Annotated in this window: 17 protein-coding genes; 6 read left to right on the forward strand and 11 right to left on the reverse strand. The window is 59.9% G+C overall.

Annotation, left to right across the window (positions count from 1 at the left end; genetic code table 11):
* Positions 1-25: 25 nt before the first annotated feature.
* Entirely contained in the window at positions 26-1,162 is a 1,137-nt protein-coding gene (locus ACR0B7_RS17165) for an alkane 1-monooxygenase (RefSeq protein ID WP_480682076.1), read from the reverse strand.
* Positions 1,163-1,221: 59 nt separating this feature from the next.
* Positions 1,222-2,277, reverse strand: a complete 1,056-nt coding sequence (gene mutY / locus ACR0B7_RS17170) for an A/G-specific adenine glycosylase (protein ID WP_170485788.1) — start codon at positions 2,275-2,277, stop codon at positions 1,222-1,224.
* 81 nt (positions 2,278-2,358) lie between these two features.
* Between mutY and ACR0B7_RS17175 the strand changes: the two genes are divergently transcribed.
* Entirely contained in the window at positions 2,359-2,865 is a 507-nt protein-coding gene (locus tag ACR0B7_RS17175; RefSeq protein WP_170388792.1) for a DciA family protein, read from the forward strand.
* Between the two features lie 14 nt (positions 2,866-2,879).
* On the forward strand, positions 2,880-3,542 hold the full coding sequence (locus tag ACR0B7_RS17180; RefSeq protein ID WP_170485787.1) for a DsbA family protein: 663 nt from the start codon (positions 2,880-2,882) through the stop codon (positions 3,540-3,542).
* Positions 3,543-3,578: 36 nt separating this feature from the next.
* On the opposite strand, the gene lpxK is transcribed toward ACR0B7_RS17180, so the two are convergent.
* The 5 genes from lpxK to ACR0B7_RS17205 all read right to left on the reverse strand — a co-directional run bounded on the left by lpxK (position 3,579) and on the right by ACR0B7_RS17205 (position 9,723).
* Positions 3,579-4,577: a tetraacyldisaccharide 4'-kinase gene (lpxK, locus tag ACR0B7_RS17185; protein ID WP_170485786.1), complete on the reverse strand. Its 999-nt coding sequence runs from the start codon at positions 4,575-4,577 to the stop codon at positions 3,579-3,581.
* Between the two features lie 4 nt (positions 4,578-4,581).
* A complete protein-coding gene (locus tag ACR0B7_RS17190; RefSeq protein ID WP_170559984.1) occupies positions 4,582-5,799 on the reverse strand; it encodes a glycosyltransferase N-terminal domain-containing protein in 1,218 nt (405 codons plus the stop codon).
* Complete coding sequence (locus ACR0B7_RS17195) at positions 5,796-6,596, reverse strand: 3'(2'),5'-bisphosphate nucleotidase CysQ (RefSeq protein WP_170485784.1); 801 nt, start codon at positions 6,594-6,596, stop codon at positions 5,796-5,798. Before ACR0B7_RS17195 ends, ACR0B7_RS17190 begins: the two co-directional genes overlap by 4 nt.
* Complete coding sequence (locus ACR0B7_RS17200) at positions 6,583-7,929, reverse strand: TldD/PmbA family protein (protein WP_170485783.1); 1,347 nt, start codon at positions 7,927-7,929, stop codon at positions 6,583-6,585. Before ACR0B7_RS17200 ends, ACR0B7_RS17195 begins: the two co-directional genes overlap by 14 nt.
* Before the next feature lie 270 nt (positions 7,930-8,199).
* Positions 8,200-9,723: a DUF2125 domain-containing protein gene (locus tag ACR0B7_RS17205; RefSeq protein WP_170570916.1), complete on the reverse strand. Its 1,524-nt coding sequence runs from the start codon at positions 9,721-9,723 to the stop codon at positions 8,200-8,202.
* A 139-nt stretch (positions 9,724-9,862) separates the two neighbouring features.
* Between ACR0B7_RS17205 and ACR0B7_RS17210 the strand changes: the two genes are divergently transcribed.
* Genes ACR0B7_RS17210 through ACR0B7_RS17220 form a run of 3 tightly spaced genes read left to right on the forward strand, consistent with a single transcriptional unit; the run spans position 9,863 to position 11,945 of the window.
* Entirely contained in the window at positions 9,863-10,606 is a 744-nt protein-coding gene (locus ACR0B7_RS17210) for an SDR family oxidoreductase (RefSeq protein ID WP_480682080.1), read from the forward strand.
* Entirely contained in the window at positions 10,603-11,211 is a 609-nt protein-coding gene (locus ACR0B7_RS17215; protein ID WP_170415715.1) for an enoyl-CoA hydratase/isomerase family protein, read from the forward strand. The genes ACR0B7_RS17210 and ACR0B7_RS17215 overlap by 4 nt, the downstream gene beginning before the upstream one ends.
* Positions 11,208-11,945 (forward strand): VOC family protein, encoded by a 738-nt coding sequence (locus tag ACR0B7_RS17220; RefSeq protein WP_170485780.1) that lies wholly within the window; start codon positions 11,208-11,210, stop codon positions 11,943-11,945. Before ACR0B7_RS17215 ends, ACR0B7_RS17220 begins: the two co-directional genes overlap by 4 nt.
* On the opposite strand, the gene ACR0B7_RS17225 is transcribed toward ACR0B7_RS17220, so the two are convergent.
* Positions 11,946-12,242, reverse strand: a complete 297-nt coding sequence (locus tag ACR0B7_RS17225) for an HNH endonuclease (protein WP_170485779.1) — start codon at positions 12,240-12,242, stop codon at positions 11,946-11,948.
* Between the two features lie 48 nt (positions 12,243-12,290).
* Between ACR0B7_RS17225 and ACR0B7_RS17230 the strand changes: the two genes are divergently transcribed.
* Positions 12,291-13,475: a TIGR03862 family flavoprotein gene (locus ACR0B7_RS17230; RefSeq protein ID WP_170485778.1), complete on the forward strand. Its 1,185-nt coding sequence runs from the start codon at positions 12,291-12,293 to the stop codon at positions 13,473-13,475.
* Here the strand turns inward: ACR0B7_RS17230 and holA are convergent.
* From holA to leuS, 3 genes are read right to left on the reverse strand one after another with little or no spacing between them, the layout of a single operon-like run.
* Positions 13,472-14,500, reverse strand: coding sequence for a DNA polymerase III subunit delta (holA, locus tag ACR0B7_RS17235; protein WP_170485777.1), 1,029 nt, complete (start codon positions 14,498-14,500; stop codon positions 13,472-13,474). The two genes, ACR0B7_RS17230 and holA, sit on opposite strands and share 4 nt — an antisense overlap.
* Positions 14,497-14,988, reverse strand: coding sequence for an LPS assembly lipoprotein LptE (gene lptE, locus ACR0B7_RS17240; RefSeq protein ID WP_170576915.1), 492 nt, complete (start codon positions 14,986-14,988; stop codon positions 14,497-14,499). The genes holA and lptE overlap by 4 nt, the downstream gene beginning before the upstream one ends.
* Positions 14,975-17,509: a leucine--tRNA ligase gene (gene leuS, locus ACR0B7_RS17245; RefSeq protein ID WP_480682084.1), complete on the reverse strand. Its 2,535-nt coding sequence runs from the start codon at positions 17,507-17,509 to the stop codon at positions 14,975-14,977. Before leuS ends, lptE begins: the two co-directional genes overlap by 14 nt.
* Positions 17,510-17,534: the final 25 nt, after the last annotated feature.

A 17,534-nucleotide genomic window follows, 5' to 3' on the forward strand; every position in this document is an offset into this window, starting at 1 on the left:
GGCAGCGCGCTGATGCGCGCTGCGGTCAGGTTCTTGGCAAAGGGTTGCGCGACGCGTTGTAGGGCGCCCAATCGGTGATTTCGGGATAGTATTGCCGTCGCCAGGCCCGAACGCGCGGGTTCATGACTCGGCGCCAAAGTGGGGGCACCATCGCGGCGACCGTCATCACCGGATAGCCAAATGGAAGTTGCGGCGCGGTGTCTTCCGAGTGGTGCTGCAACAGCGGGAACCGGCGGTTGGGTTTGTAGTGGTGGTCCGAGTGCCTTTGCAGGTTGATCAGCAGCCAGTTTGACGCCTTATGTGATGCGTTCCACGAATGGCGCGGCAGAACGTGTTCGTATTTCCCATCGCCCAGATGTTTGCGGGTCAGCCCATAGTGTTCAACATAGTTGACCAGCTCGAGCTGCCAGATGGCGACACCTGCCTGAATCAGGAATAGGGCCAAGCCGGACCAGCCGCCAATCAGAAATGCCAACAACAGCATGCCGCCCTGCAAGGTCCAATACCGCCAGAAGGGATTGGCGAGGTCGGTCCAGCGGCGGTCCTTACGAGCCAGCTTGTCCTTTTCGGCGCGAAACGCCGACACTAGGCATTGGCGCAGAACGCGGGGGTAGAACCGGTGAAATCCTTCGTTATAGCGCGCGGTCACGGGGTCTCGGGGGGTGCCGACAAACCGGTGATGGACCAGCAGGTGTTCGGACCGGAAATGCGAATACAGCACCATCGCCAAGAGGATATCGCCCAGCCAGCGTTCCAGTCGCCCTTTCTGGTGCATCAATTCGTGGCTGTAGTTGATACCGATCGTGCCTGAAAGGACCCCCATGCCAAATAACAGGCCTATTTTTGCCAGTGATGACAGGTGATCTGTGTGTGTTGCGTACCAAATAAGGCCATAGAGCGTCAGGAACTGCGCCGGAACCCACGCCTTGGTCAACAGGATGTACCACTGCAATGTAGTGTCAGGGGTGTCAGGATCCGCGTTGCTCAACTCCAGACCTGTCAGCCGGTCCAGTAGTGCAAAGGTCCACCAGGTCGACAGCGGCACCAGCAAAACCCACCACCCGCCCGCAAATGCGGTGATCCAGATCAGCGGGATCAGCAGGAAAGACACCCAGAACGGGAGGGCGGATTGCCAGTGGCTGGGGGTTTCTGCTGCGGTCATCGAGTGGCTCCGAACGATTGCGCCAAGATTAGTCCTAGTCCGATATTCCGCACAATGGGTTACCGTTCGCGCCAGAGGTCGTACGCCTTGCGCATGACGGTCGGCAGATCGCTGGGTTGAAACCTGTGTTTTCCCACGACAAGCAGGTCATTCGGAAGCAATCCTTGGGGAAGGGGGGCGGTCCAGACCCGCAGGATCAGATGGAAATGAGTGAACGTGTGTCGCACCTCGCCCGATAGCTGCTGCCATTCCGCTGGAAACGGAGGGGAACTCTCAGGCGCGTCGGTCCATTCCGAGCCCGGCCAGCCTAGCATGCCACCCAACAGGCCTTTGTCCGGTCGCCGTTCCATCAGCAGATCGCCATTCGCTGCCTGTGCAATATAGATATGCCCGTATCGCGTTGGCTTTGGTTTCTTTGCTGTCTTGCGAGGCAGATCAGCCTGAGTTCCGGCCATGCGTGCAAGGCAGGGATCGCGCAAAGGGCAAATACCGCAGGCCGGGGACTTTGGCGTGCAGATGGTTGCCCCCAGATCCATCACCGCCTGCGCATAGTCGCCGGGCCTGCTGTTGGGAGTCAGCAAGGCGGCATGTTCTTTCAATACCGGTTTTGAGCCCGGCAGGGGATCGTGAATATCGTAAAGGCGGGACATGACGCGCTCGACATTCCCGTCAAGCACAGTTTCGGGTCGGTCAAATGCAATCGCTGAGATCGCAGCAGCGGTATAGGGGCCAATACCGTGCAGTTTCAGCAGGGCGTCATAGGTGTTCGGGAATGTTCCATCGTATTCATCTGTCACCACGCGCGCGCATTTAAGCAGGTTGCGGGCGCGCGCATAGTAGCCCAGCCCGGCCCACTCACCCATGACTTGATCGTCGGGCGCTGATGCCAGCGCCTGTACCGATGGCCAGCGGGTGGTGAAGCGCAGGAAATAGTCGCGCACGGCGGCAACCGTGGTTTGCTGCAACATCACTTCGGACAGCCAGACGCGATAGGGATCGGGCAGCACCCCGGCGGCCCGGTCCGCCGGTCCAACCCGCCACGGCATTTCCCGCGCATGGCGGTCATACCAGGCCAGCAATTCCTCGCTTACGTTCAAATCGGCAGAGTCACGCAAGTTTTATGTATCTCCGTGTCGGGTTTCGCTGGCGCCCAGTGTCCTGCCCTTTACAATAGCGGCGCAGGAGTTGGAAACCAGATGCAACGCAGACGTTCTTCGACCCGCGGGTTCAAACGCACCGCGACATTGCTGAACGACCAGATCAGGCACGCCGGTGAAAGCCGGGGTTTCGCCGTAACGCGCCTTTTGACTCATTGGGCTGAAATTGTGGGGCAGGACATGGCTGCCATCGCGCGGCCCGTGAATGTGGGCTACGGAAAGGGCGGGATGGGGGCTACGCTGACCGTGCTGACCACCGGACCGCAGGCTCCGATGCTGGAAATGCAGAAGGAACAGTTGCGCGGTAAGGTGAACGCCGTCTACGGCTATAACGCAATCAGCCGGGTGCGCATCACGCAAACCGCTCCGATAGGATTTGCCGAGGGGCAGGCCAGTTTCGACCACAAGCCGAAAGCGCCGAAACCCAAGATCGAACCAGAGATTGCGGCCGAGGCGGACCGGGCAGCGCAGGACGTGCATGATGGCGATCTGCGTGCAGCCCTTGAACGTCTGGGCCGTAACGTATTAACCAAGCAAAAACGTTGAGAAAGGGCTGTTGAATGAGCCGTATTGCAACCGGAATCTGCGCGGCTGTCGCCATAGCCGCTGGCGGCTATTGGCTGTCGCTGTCGAATTCCCAATCCGCCAACCCTCTGATCAGCGGCGCCGAAGCGCAAGAGGCTGATCTGGACACCTCGACCATCGTTGAGATGGTGCAAGGGGCGAACGACGCACCGGTCGAGGTTATCGAATATGCGTCCTATACCTGCCCGCATTGCGCAAGCTTCCACAAAGGGCCGTATAAGCAGCTCAAGAAGGACTTTATCGACACCGGCAAGGTCAAGTTCATCTACCGCGAGGTGTATTTCGACCGCTACGGCCTGTGGGCATCGATGGTGGCGCGCTGCGGTGGGCCCGAGAAGTTCTTTGCCATTTCTGACCTGATCTATGACGGCCAGTCCGAATGGACTCGCGCCGGTGGCCCGACCGAAATTGTGGACGAGCTGCGCAAGATCGGCCGTCTGGCCGGTATCGGGAAAAACCAGCTTGAGGCTTGCCTTCAGGACGGCACCCGCGCTCAGACGCTGGTCGCATGGTATCAAGAAAACGCCGAGCGCGACGGGATTCAGGCCACTCCGTCTTTCCTTGTGAACGGCAAGAAGATCGACAACATGTCTTACGATGATTTCAAAAAGATCATCGAAGACGAGCTGGGCAGCTAACGCAAGCGCGACCGGTCCGCGAGGGCCGGTCGCTGTTCAGGGCGTCGGCGCGACTTCAAGCAGCATCTGTTTGACCTTGTCGCCTTCGTTGATTGCCAGCCGGACGGGAAGGGTAATCACCTTGCTGCGAAATGCGGCAGGCAAGCGCACTGCGTCTTTCTCGGTTGTCACCATCTGAGCGCCAAGAGCGCGTGCTTCATTCTCAAGCCGTGTCATCAGCGCAGGGGTCAATGGCTGGTGGTCGTCCAGTGCCTCGGCACGCAAAAGCGTAGCCCCCTGCTGGCGAAGTGTTGCGAAAAACTTCTCGGGGTGGCCGATGCCAGCAAAGGCCAGAACGGGCGTGTCACTCCAATCCATCCCGGTTTGCAATGGCTCGACTGCGCCGGTCGCGTGCGGGACGGTCAAGTGGTCGCCCCATTGATCGCGGAATTGCTTCTGCGCGACAGCACCGCCAAGAGACAGCACAAGATCGGCGCGCTTCAGGCCAACGTCGACGGGTTCGCGCAAGGGGCCAGCCGGAAGGCATAGCCCGTTTCCAAACCCTTTTTCCGCGTCCACGACAACGACCGAGAAATCCTTGGCCACGGAAGGGTTTTGAAACCCGTCGTCAAGGACGATAACGGTGGCACCATCGGCTGCCGCGGCGCGCGCACCCGCTGCGCGGTCCTTGGCGACCCAGACATCTGCGAAAGCTGCAAGCAGCAGCGGTTCGTCACCAACCTCTGCGGCCGTGTGTTTGCCGGGTTCAACGCGGACCGGGCCGTCTAGTGATCCGCCATGTCCTCGGGTCACGACATGTGCCTTGTGCCACGCGTCGCGCAACTGTTCGATCACCCAGATCACTGTTGGCGTTTTCCCTGTTCCGCCAGCATTCAGGTTGCCGACGCAAATGACCGGCACCCCCGGTGTCAGCCCAGAGTCCGAGGCCACCCGGCGCGCGGTTGCCGCCGCGTATATGCGCCCCAGCGGGGACAGCACGCGGGCCTGCAGGGAAAGTTCATTGGGTGCGGTGTTCCAGAAATCGGGTGCTCGCATGATCTCAACTCCGCTGATCCAGACAGTCCTGCACGATGTCGATTAGGTGGTCTGCCTGCGGTGCTCCCTCGGTTACGATTTGCCAACCCGCCAGAGCCATATCCGCCGCACGGTCAGGAGCCAGCAGCGCGACGACAGCGTCACCAAGTTCGGTGGCGCTTCTGACGGTGCGAGCCGCGCTCGCTCGGTCTAGTTGATCGTACAGTTGCTGGTGGCGATGCACAAACGGGCCGTGAATGATGGCAGACCCAAGCGCCGTGGCGGTCAGCGGGTCTTGGCCGCCAGCGCCCCGTTCCAGAGAGCTGCCCATGAAAGTCACAGCCGAAACGCGCTGCCAAAGGCCCAGGTCTTCGGGCTCTGATGACAGAATGACCTGGGTCGTATCCTCGATTGTTCCCCCGTCATCCCAGTTGACGCAACGCAGGTCCATGGATTCCAGGCGCTGACGCAATGGATCAGCTTCTGAAATGTCAGCCACATGCAGCACAAGCGCCAGTCGCGGCAGCATCCGCATTGCCTGACGATGGGCGCTGAGGACCGAGATGAACTCTTTGTCCTGAATCCAGGCTGCCAGCCAGACGGGGCGACCGGACAAAGCGTGCGTCATTTCGATCAGCTCGTCTTCTGGCCACGGGCGTGGATTGGGGCTGACATGCAAAGGCGGTGACACTTCGACCTTCGAGGAAGAAACTCCCAGGCGGCGTATGTGCCGTATCACGTCCGGAGTAGTCGCCAGGATGGTGTCGAAACAGTCCAGCGTATATCGGGTAATGTCAGGCAGCCACCGCCCGCCGCGTGCGACCTTGATATCGACCTCTGCCTCGATCAGGATCAGGGGAATTTCTCGCTCTGAGGCGCGGGTGATCAGGTTCGGCATGACGCCGCCGCCGACCCAAAGTCCGATATCGGGGTGCCAATGATCCAGAAACGTACGCGCAGCCCCTGTCTGCTCGCTTGGCAGGGTGATCAGTGGATACATACAGGCATCCCATCGGGTCAGGTCGGCCTCTGGCGGGGCAGTCAGCACGACCGAAAGGTTCGGACGGGCTTGCTGCAATCTCTGGCAAAAATCCACAACAGCCCGCTGCCTTTCCTGCGTTCCGATGTGAATCCAGATCACCTCGCCCGTCGGACGAGGGACATAGGGTTGGCCGGTCGCGTTGGGTACACCCCACGACAGGATGCGATAGGCGGCCAGGCTAATCGAGCGCGGCTTGCTCATGAAGCGATGCCCGAGCTGTTCGGTTCAAGCTGCCCGAACAGTTTTTCATGAATGGGCGCGCCTGCTGCAATCACTCCGCTCAGGCGCGGGTGCGCATTGTTGAACCGCAAAGGTTGCCCCGATCTGTCCGAGCAAACCCCGCCCGCTTCGCGTATGATCAGATCTCCGGCGGCGATGTCCCATTCCCAACTTGGACGAAGGGTCAGCATACCGTCGAACCGTCCTTGCGCGACAAGGGCCATCCGGTAGGCCAGCGAAGGCCGATAGTTGCGCAGGAACTCGGGGGGCTGGCCCTGTAGCCAATGGCGCGCGTCCAGATTGGGTTTTGCAGCCAGTATTTCGGCGGACTTCAAATCGGTGATGCCCGATACCCGGATTGGTGTTCCGTTCAGCGTCGCGCCTTGTCCCTTGGCGGCTGCGTACAGCAAGTCGCGAACAGGCAAGTATATTACGGCCGCCGTCACCTCGCCTTCGTCTGCGATGGCCAGCGAATGTGCCCAGGTACGTGATCCTTCGGCAAAACTGCGCGTGCCGTCGATAGGGTCGATGATGAACACCCGAGACTTGCTCAACCGGTCCTGCGAATCTTCGGTTTCCTCGCTCAACCAGCCATAGTCAGGTCGAGCCGCGGGCAAGGTGTGTTCAAGCATCGCGTTAACGGCCAGATCGGCCTCGGTCACTGGGCCAGCGCCGTCAGGCTTGTCCCACCGGCGCGCCGATCCTCCTGTATACCGGGTGGCGATCTTTCCCGCCTCCAGCGCGGCGTCGATGAGCAGGGGCAGGTCAGTTGCCGGCAAGTGTCATCCCTTCGATCAACAGGGACGGGACAACGCGGGACAGGTATGTTCGCGCGTCGTTTGCCGGAATGATCCGTTTGAGCATATCGCGCAGGTTGCCTGCGATTGTGCATTCATTGACCGGATAGGCGATCTCGCCGTTTTCGACCCAGAAACCGGACGCACCTCGTGAGTAGTCGCCCGTGTTCGGGTTGATCGTTGATCCGATCATCGAGGTCACCAGCAGCCCTGTGCCCATGTCGCGCAGCAACTCTGCCCGGCTTTGATCACCTTGTGTCAGGCTCAGGTTCCAGTTGCTGGGGGACGGTGGGCCGGATACGCCGCGCGCCGCGTTCCCGGTTGACGCCATATCGAGCTTGCGCGCACTGGACAGGTCAAGCGTCCAACCGGTCAGAATACCGTTTTCAACGATAGCCCTGCGGCGGGTTGGCAGACCTTCGGCATCGAAAGGGCGCGATCCTGAAATGCGCGGGCGATGCGGGTCTTCGATCAGGGACAGGTGATCGGGCAGAACCTGCTCACCCAGGCAATCTGACAACCAGGATGCACCGCGTGCGATCGCCGAGCCGTTGCTGGCCCCCAGAAGATGACCAATCAGCGACGACGAAATACGCTCGTCAAACAGAACCGGAAATGTCCCCGTTGCGGGTTGGCGCGCCCCGACCTGTTGCACGGCGCGTTCTCCGGCGCTCTGGCCGATATCTGCCGGACTGCGCAGGTCTGACTGGAAGGTGCGGCTGTCGCCATCGTAGTCACGTTCCATCCCTGTGCCTTCGCCCGAGATCGCAACGCAGGATGTGGATCGACTGCTGCGTACATAACCGCCGGAAAAGCCGTTCGTGGCAGCCAGATGGACGCGATGCGTCCCGTATGAGGCGGCCGCGTCAGACACTTGCGTAACGCCCTGAACGGAAAGCGCGGCTGCCTCGGCCGCCAGCGCGTCCTGCATCAGGTCTTCGGCTGAAGGTTCAGGTGCAGGGTCAAAAAGTTCCAGCGTCTCAGTGTCCCAATTGGCCGCAAGCTGGTCAGATTGCGCCAAGCCAGCATAGGGATCATCGGGCGCTTCACGCGCCATCGCAACGGCGCGTTCGGCCATGGCCGTCAGGGTTTCCGGGCGACTGTCCGAGCTTGAAACGATCGCTTGTCGCTGGCCGAGAAAAACGCGCAGCCCCAAATCGGTACCTTCCGACCGTTCCGCATGCTCCAGCGCCCCGCCACGTACCTCGACCGAGACAGAGGATCCGTCAAGCACGATGGTATCGGCTGCTTCGGCCCCTGCTTTACGAGCGGCTTCCAGCAAGACGTGGCTGATGTCTTCAGGTGTTCGGGTCATGGGGTCTCCGGTCTGTATATATTGGACCTAGCGTTGCGCTGCGCTGCTCGCAAGACCTGAAGCCGGGTATCAGTGGATCAGGAAATCAAAGAGTGGTGCAAATTCTTCCGAACAAGGTTTTGCTGAACTGGGCGGTCCGCCGAACGTTGCCCATTTCCAGAGATATCGGAAGAAGGTGTTCGGCTCGACCTGTGTCGCAGCCCGCCACCCTGATCTGGCAACCTTACTTTAGGTTCGAGAGAAGGCCGGTTGGCCCTCTCTCGTGCAAGGTCACTTGATCCGTTGACCATTGGCCAGAATCTGGCCGTCTTCCGTGAACTCGATTTTCGAGTTCAGCGTATCGGGTTCTTCGCCGGGTACAGCCATCAGACCCATCATCATCCGCGCGCCCATCGCGTCGCTGTCCGACAGCAGACCCATGCCGATCAGCGTATCGATCAGCGCATTCGCCCCGGTCAGCGTCAGGTTTGCGACGCCCGACGGTGAGGGCAGGCCATCAAACTCTTCGGTGTTGCTGTTGTCGAAGGAAAAATCCCCCTCGCCCGTCAGTTTTGCGCCAACCAGCGACACCAGCAGTTCGTTGATCTTTAGAGAGTGCAGCTCGCCCGGTGCTTCTTCAGCGAATTCCAGCGATTCAACGGCTTCGGGGTCGAAAAAGTTGGTCAGGATCTTGGCTGTGCCTGAGGTATCAATCGAAATTGTGGCCGGATCACGCGGCAGGGCGCCTGCCGGATCGAACATGCTCCACAAGACATCTGACATGGTGAAGTCGGTCATGTTGATGGCAAATCCAAAGGGCTGGATTTCCTCGGACTGCTGAACGGGGAACTCGAATTTCAGCCCGGCATTGGCCATCGCAATTTCGATCGGGAAAGGAAGGTCTGCGGTTGTCACCGCCAGTTTTGCGCTGTTTTGCTCAACGTCATAGGCCAGCCGTTGTGCGTCAAAACTTGCGGCAAAGCGGCCCCCCTCGGACTCGCTGCCCATCGAGAACGCCTCGCCATCGCTGGTGCCCTCCATCGCGGTTGTGCCAGAGCCGTAGGTGAACAGCCCGGAAAACTCGAACCCGGCATCGTAAAAGGCTTGCGGATCCGCGACGTCAAAATCCGACGGGATCACGCTGGTGCCTTCAAAATCAAGCTGGCGTAGGTTGCCGTCGATCTTTGCCGTTTCGTCGCTTTCGGGATCGTCGAACGCCAGGCTATAGGACAGCCCACCCGCCTTGAACGTCTGATCGACATCGCGATTTTCACCAACCTTCATCCGTGAACTGCCGGTCAGGTCCGTCATTTCCATGTCTGCGCCCAAGATAGCGCTGGGCATCTCCTCACCGTTGACGTTCACTCCATCCAGTTTGATGCCCAGAGAGGCCGCCGAATAGTCATAGGTCATATCCTCGGACGAGCCTGAGACGACCATCTCAAGACCGTTATGGGTGTAAAGAATATCGGCCGAGAAAGTTTCACCTTCGCCTTCGCCCGATACGGTCATCGGGAAGCTTTCGGGGAAATCGATGCTGACTGTTCCGTCGCCGTTTTCGGTCAGGATCATCTCTGGCACACGCATCTGAAAGGCTGCGTCTTCTTCCGGCAGCGACATCGACACGGTCATGTCAGTGACGCTGGTCACGCTGCCGTTGACGGATTGCTCACCCGAAACAGTATAGCCCATCTGGGTCAGGTAGGACTGCCAGTCGTCCCAGACATCCTGCGCGGTTAGATCGGCCAGCGCCCCCTGAGTCACGATGGCATAGGCAAATACTGCGCCGCAGCTGCGGCGAAGAAAAACGGACATTATAGAACCCTTCTTGATAAATCTTGCGGGCATGGTCGTGTCTGCGGCGTCGGGCGTCAAGGGGCAAGGGGTGGACCCTTTCCCCGTTCACGCGGTAGAGGTTCACACATTCTCAAGACAACGGAGGTACAGGGTTCACATGCAAGGGAAAACCGTACTGATTACAGGGGCCAGCCGCGGCATCGGGGCCGAGGCAGGGCGTGTTTTTGCCGCAGCCGGGGCAAACGTCGCTCTGGTCGCGCGCAGCCGCGATCAAATTGCAACCTTGGCCGAGGCGCTGGGCGAAAACGCAATGGCGCTGCAATGCGACGTAAGCGATTTTGCGCAGGTGGAACAAGCCGTTGCCGATTGCGTGGACCGGTTCGGCGGATTGGACGTTTTGATCGGGAATGCGGGTGTCATTGACCCTATCTTTCACATGTCCAGCGCCGATGTCGCGGCGTGGAGCACGGCGATTGACATCAACCTGAAGGGCGTCTTTTACGGCATGCGCGCAGCGCTGCCCGTGATGCGGGCAGCCGGTGGCGGTACGGTGCTGACCGTATCCTCGGGCGCGGCGTCAAACCCTATCGAGGCGTGGAGCCATTATTGCGCCTCGAAAGCAGGCGCGAAGATGCTGACCGAGTGTCTGCATCTTGAAGAAGCCATTCACGGCATCCGCGCGATGGGATTGTCGCCGGGAACCGTCGCCACCGACATGCAGCGTGTCATCAAGGCAAGCGGCATCAACGCCGTAAGCCAGCTTGATTGGAGCAATCATATCCCGGCTGACTGGCCCGCTCGCGCGTTGCTTTGGATGTGCTCAGAGGATGCGGATGAATTTTTGGGAACTGAAATTTCGCTAAGGCGCGAAGACATTCGGCAAAGGGTAGGGCTGACGTGATCCAACTGACCAAGACGGACGGATTGTGGACCGTCACTCTCAACAACCCGGACAAGGCCAATGCGTTGACCGGGGCCATGCTGACCGAACTGTGCGAAATAGCCGAAAACGCAACCGACGCGCGTGCCCTGATCCTGACTGGTGCGGGCAAGGTATTCAGTGCCGGTGCCGATCTGGACGAAGCGCGCGCCGGCCTTGCGACATCGGACCTGTGGGAGCGTTTGTCCGGCGCCATCGCTGCTTTGCCGTGTCTGACGGTTGCTGCGCTGAATGGCACTCTGGCTGGCGGTGCCAACGGCATGGTTCTGGCCTGCGATCTGCGCATCGCTGTGCCATCGGCCAAGTTCTTTTACCCGGTGATGAAACTGGGTTTTCTGCCGCAGCCCTCAGACCCAAAGCGTATGGCGGCATTGATAGGCCCGGCGCGCACCAAGATGATTCTGATGGCAGGGCAAAAGATCACTGCGGACGAGGCGTATTCCTTTGGGCTGGTTGATCGCGTTGTTGAGCCCGACCTGCTGATGCAAACGGCGCTTGAATTGGTTTCCGACAGTGTGCAGGCCGATCCCGGGATTGCGCAGGGTATCGCAAGGCTGTGCGAATGAGGTTGTCCGGGCTTCGGTTGCGCGTTTCCGATCCGGAGCGCTTGTCGACATTTTACCGCGATGTTCTTGGCATGACGGCCCAAGCTCAGGGCGTCTGCCAGCGTGTGGGCTATGGTGGCCCTGATGCCGACGTGGTCATGATGCCGGGCGGCGGCAAATACAGCCACGATCAGGGGCAACGATATTGGAAGATCGGAATAACCGTACCGGATGTGGATCTGGCTGTGGCCTTCCTGCGCCAAAAGCGGGTGGAGGTTTCGGATCCGAAGCAATTTCTGGATATCGGTTACATGTGCCATCTCAAAGACCCCGAGGGGTTCGTGATTGAACTGTTGCAGTGGGATTTTGAAGGCAACCGCCCGGACAATGCGGCCAATCCGTCAAACCCGTTTGCAAAAGCACGCCTTGGTCAGATCACATTGCGCACGGGCGATATCGCCGCCGAGGATGCGTTTTGCCGTGGGCAGGGGATGCGTCTGTTGTCGATGCAGGATGTCGCGCAATACGGGTTTGACCTGCATTTCTATGCCTTTACGGATGAAACGCCCCCGAATGGGGATTTGTGGGCTGCCGACAACCGGGAATGGCTTTGGAAAAGGCCATATACCACGCTGGAGTTTCAGCGCGTTGCCGGTGGAACTTTCGCCCCCTCTCCGGACTATCGCGGGCTGGAGGTCAGCGGGCTTTCGTCCCCGGTACATGACGCGTTCGGGGACAGAGTTTGGCCCGGTTGACTATCGCGCCCGCCTGCGACCCGGAACTTTCGAGCGAAACCCCGGCGGGCGCTTGCGAACCCATTTCAGGAATTTTTCTAGCCTTGGATGAGCGCGCAAAGCCTCTACGGTATTGAACTCGCGCGCCAACTGGCTCTCGGTCAGGGTTGCGTGGATTTCTTTGTGGCAAATTACATGCAGTAAAACGGTCGGCCCGCCCTTGCCCCCTTTGAGTTTTGGGATCAGATGGTGCAGGCTGCCGTCCCCGTCTGGGATCGGGCGGTCGCAAAGCGGGCAGATAGGGTCACTGTTCGACATGGCGCGGTCAGGGTTGCGCTGGACGTTGCAGAAGGCAAGGGGACAGAAATGGCACAGGCAGTTGTGATCGGGGCCGGACCCGCTGGCCTGATGGCGGCCGAAGAACTGGCCGTCGCGGGCCATGATGTTCTGGTGGCTGAGGCCAAGCCCTCGGTCGCGCGCAAGTTTCTTATGGCTGGCAAGTCGGGCTTGAACCTGACAAAGGACGAGCCCTTGGACACTCTTGTGTCGTTCTACGGCCCGGCTGCGAACTGGTTGCGCCCGATAATAGCAGAGTTCAACGCGGCCGATGTTCAGGCTTGGGCGCGTGATCTGGGGCAAGAGCTGTTCACCGGGTCCACGGGGCGGGTCTTTCCAACGGCGATGAAGGCATCACCGCTGTTGCGGGCTTGGCTTGGTCGACTCGATAGCGCAGGCGTTCAGATCAAAACGCGCTGGCAATGGGTTGGATGGGACGGTGAGGCTCTTGTGTTTGAGACTGCGCAAGGCCGTCAAAATACCTCAGCGGATGTCACGGTATTGGCGCTGGGCGGCGCAAGCTGGTCGCGTCTGGGATCAGACGGTCTTTGGACACAGGTGTTGGCGTCAAAAGGGGTTGAGCTTGCGCCTTTTCAACCTGCGAACTCGGCCGTGTCCGTGAATTGGAGCCATCATATGCAGCCACATTTTGGGGCCGCGCTAAAGTCGGTGCGCTGGATGGCCGGACACATGACGAGCCGTGGCGAGGCCACGATCTCGGCAAAGGGGATTGAAGGTGGTGGGCTGTATTCGCTGACCCCGGCATTGCGCGAAGGGGCGCATTTGTTCGTTGATCTGGTTCCCGATCTGGACGAAGCCGTCTTGAAAACCCGGCTGTCGGCGAAAAAGCCCAAGACCACCCTGTCGCAGTGGTTCCGGAAAACGCTCCGCCTGTCACCGCAAAAGGTCGCTTTGTTTCATGAGATGGCGACGAGCGGCGACCGTTCGACCGATCAATTGGCACGCGCAATCAAGTGTCTGCCCATTGACCACGCCGGTTTGCGCCCGATGGATGAGGCGATTTCGACGGCCGGAGGTATCATGCTCGGGGCGCTGGACGACAGGCTCATGCTGCGGTCAGTGCCAGGCGTTTTTTGCGCCGGGGAAATGCTGGACTGGGAAGCGCCGACAGGGGGGTATCTGTTGACGGCTTGTCTGGCGACAGGGCGCTGGGCAGGTCGCGGAGCCGCTAATTGGCTGGAGCGCGCGCGCTAACGAGGCTGCGCGAGCATGGCAAGCCGGATCAGCGCCCGCTCAACAAGGGCCATCGCCGGGGCCTTTTGCCCTGCGGACCGAAGCGTCAGGTCAGTATCGGTCAGAACCGTCAAGGCGGTCTGCAGTTTGTGCGCGCCCCAACCTTGCGCTTGCCGAACGATTCGGTCCCGGCGCTTGCCGTAAATCGGGGGACGCATCTTGTTGATACCCTGCGCCGCCCCCCCCGGGTCCGACGCGCAAGCGTATAGCGTGCGAAAATGCCGGGTCGCTCCAATACACAAGGCCACGGCCTCGGTGCCTTGCGATTGCAGCCTGCGGATCAGTGGGCCGATCTCTCCGGCACGACCTTCGGCGACAACATTCAGGACGTCATCCAGAGCGGCCTCGGTCGAGCGTGGTGCGCAGGCCTCAACATCTTCAATGGTCAGTTCCGTGTTGTCGCCAATCTTGTAAAGCGACAGTTTATCAACGGTTTGAGCAAAATCGCCAGGGCTGATTGCAAGGGCCAGATCAGTTAGCGCCGCCATCGATTCGCGTGGGATGTTCTTCAATCCGGCCTGAGTTAGAATGCGCTCGACCTCTCCCCGCGAAGGTGGGTCGTCATAAATGCCGGTTGCATAGGCGGCCGGGTGTGCCTCGAACGCCTTGCGGAGCTTTGAGCTGGCTTTGAGCGCTCCGGCGGTGACAATGATCTGCGCATCTTCAGAGCGCCAATCCTCTAACGCGGAAAGGATTGTCGGCGCGACGGTTTCCCTGGCGTCTTCGACCAGAACCGCACGCGGTCCCGGAAAGAACCCCACCGCTTTTACCGCGTCCAACAACATAGCGGGATCTTCGCGCAGATCCGCGCCTGCCATACGTGTCAGACGCATTTCTTCTTCGGCATTGGCCCCCAGCAAAGCGGCCAGAACCTGCTGGCGCTTCAGTGCCACTCGCATCGTATCCGAGCCATAAATCAACAAGCCTGTTTTGCCTGCGTCTGGCTTGGCGAAATACCCCTCAGCCTCGCGTGGGCTTAGCTTCATTGGGTCAGACCCGGCGTGGCATAGAGGCGGTTCACGATCTGATCGGACAGAATCACCATCAACCTGTCGGTGGCGTCACGCTCATCCGCCAGCGTCGAAACTGTCGAACCCGCAGCCGAATACCCGACAAAGTCCGAAACATTTCCCGATGTCACAACCTGACCTGTTTCGTTCGACTTAAGGGCAAATCTGGCCTGGCCTTCAATCGTATATCTGTCGGTTTGGTTGGTCGTCCGGACCGCCGCGCGCCGCGTCACGGTGACCACGTTTACGTTCAGTTCGTAATTCTTGACCGAACCCGCACTGCGACCAAGGCGTTGTTCCAGATTTTGGACTAGCAAATAGCTTTCTACGGTATTGGGTGCGGAAACCTGAACCTTGCCGTGCAGCGCCGACCCGGAACCGCCAGGGGCGTAAACCGGTTCAAAGCCGCAGGCGGCAAGCGCCAGTGGCAGCATCAACAGGGTTCTGCGATCAAACAACGACATTCACGATCCGGCCCGGCACAACAATCACCTTTTTCGGCGCATTGCCATCCAGCGCCTTTTGGACAGCTTCGGTGCTGAGCGCGATTTTTTCAACCTCTGCCTTATCCATATCCTTCGCCACGCTGATTTCCGCGCGGCGCTTGCCGTTGATCTGGATGGGCAGAGTGACGGTGTCATCAACCAGCATCGCCTCATCCGCGACGGGCCAAGGGGCCGTGGCCACCAAGCCCTCGCCGCCCAGCAACTGCCAGAGTTCCTCGGACAGGTGCGGGGTCATCGGTGACATCAACTGAGCCAGCGTCTTGGCGGCCTGGCGTTTTGCATCCGCGCCTGCCTTGGATTTGGCCAGCGTGTTGGTGAAGGCATAGAGCTTGGCGATGGACGCGTTGAAGCCAAAGGACTCAACGCCACCCGATACATCATGGATGGCTTTGTGCATCTCACGCAGCAGAGCCTTGTCTTCGCCATTGGCCGGAACGTCCGATTCCGCGATTTCCGACGCGATCCGATGCACGCGGCTCAGGTGCTTGAACGCGGCCTCTGCCCCTGATGCGGTCCATTCCACGTCACGCTCGGGCGGCGAATCGGACAGGACGAACCAGCGCGCGGTGTCAGCACCAAAGGCCGAGATGATGCTGACCGGGTCCACCACGTTTTTCTTGGATTTCGACATTTTGGCCGATGGGATGATCTCGACCTCAGTACCATCAGCCAGTTTACCGTCGGTCACATCCTCGGGCAGGTGATAGACCGGGCGGCCGTTGGCATCGCGAGTCTGATAGATTTCATGCGTGACCATGCCTTGGGTGAACAGCGCATCAAACGGCTCGATAGCCTTTTTCGGCAGATGGCCGGTGATGTTCATCGCCCGCGCGAAGAACCGGGAATAGAGCAGGTGCAGAATCGCGTGCTCGATCCCGCCGATATACTGGTCGACATTCATCCAGTACTCGGCCTCGGCCAGATCGGTGGGCGTTTCGGCGCGTGGAGCGGTGAAGCGGGCGAAATACCAGGACGAATCGACGAACGTGTCCATCGTGTCGGTTTCACGCTTTGCGGGGGCTCCGCAGGACGGGCAGGTGCAGTCGCGCCATGTCGGGTGACGGTCCAGCGGATTGCCCGGTTTGTCGAATGTCACATCGTTGGGCAGGCGAACCGGCAGGTTCTCTTTCTTCTCGGGCACCACGCCGCAAGAATCGCAATGCACAACGGGAATCGGGCACCCCCAATAGCGTTGCCGCGAAAGACCCCAATCGCGCAGACGGTATTTGGTGACGCCTTCGCCCCAACCGGCCTTTTCTGCGAAATCAACGGTAGCATTGATGGCTTCGTCGCCCGTCGCCTCGGTCAGACCGGCGAAGTGATTCACCCAGCGAACTTTCTCGGTTTTCGGAGGGACAAAGGCGATCTTGTCGACCGGAGTGTCGTCATCCAGCGCAAAGAATGTATCGACCACGGGCAAACCGTACTTACGGCAGAAATCCAGATCGCGCTGATCGTGCGCAGGGCAGGCAAAGATCGCGCCGGTGCCGTAATCCATCAGGATGAAGTTTGCGATCCAGACCGGCAGCTCCCAATTCGGGTCCAGCGGGTGTTTGACGGTGATGCCGGTGTCATAGCCCAGCTTCTCAGCGGTTTCGATCGCTTCTTCCGTGGTGCCACCCTTGCGGCATTCCGCAACAAATTCAGCGACTTCTGGGTTTTCAGCCTCAAGCTGCTTGGCAATCGGGTGGTCGGGCGAGATACCGACAAAAGAAGCGCCCAGCAGCGTATCGGGGCGAGTCGTGTAAACGGTGATCGGCTCGCCGCCATCGGTGCGTTCAAAGCCGAACTGCAGGCCGCGCGAATTGCCGATCCAGTTCTCCTGCATCAACCGCACCTTGGCGGGCCAGTTGTCCAGAGTGTCCAGCGCGTCCAGCAATTCCTCGGAATAGTCGGAAATCTTGAAGAACCACTGCGTCAGCTCGCGCCGTTCGACCAGAGCGCCCGAGCGCCAGCCGCGCCCGTTTTCCACCTGTTCATTGGCCAGAACGGTCATGTCGACCGGGTCCCAGTTCACCACGGCGTTCTTGCGGTAAACCAATCCGGCCTCAAGCATATCCAGGAACAAAGCCTGCTGCTGGCCGTAATATTCCGGGTCGCAGGTGGCAAACTCACGCGACCAGTCGATCGACAGGCCCAGCGGCTTCATTTGCCCGCGCATGTCGGCGATATTGCCGTAAGTCCAGTCCTTGGGGTGGCCGCCAATCGCCATCGCGGCGTTTTCCGCAGGCATCCCGAAGGCGTCCCAACCCATCGGGTGCAGCACATTGTGGCCGGTTGCCAGCTTGTGCCGCGCGATCACGTCGCCCATCGTGTAATTGCGTACATGGCCCATATGGATTCGGCCCGAGGGGTAGGGGAACATCTCAAGCACATAGTATTTGGGCTTGTCCGCCTTGTGGTCGGCGGTGAAAATCCCGGCCTTGTCCCAGGCTTCCTGCCATTTTGCTTCGATTTCGTTGGCCGAGTAGCGCGACATCGTGCGGTCCTTCGTGAATGAAAAC

The sequence above is a fragment of the Ruegeria sp. BB6 genome (assembly GCF_056539385.1).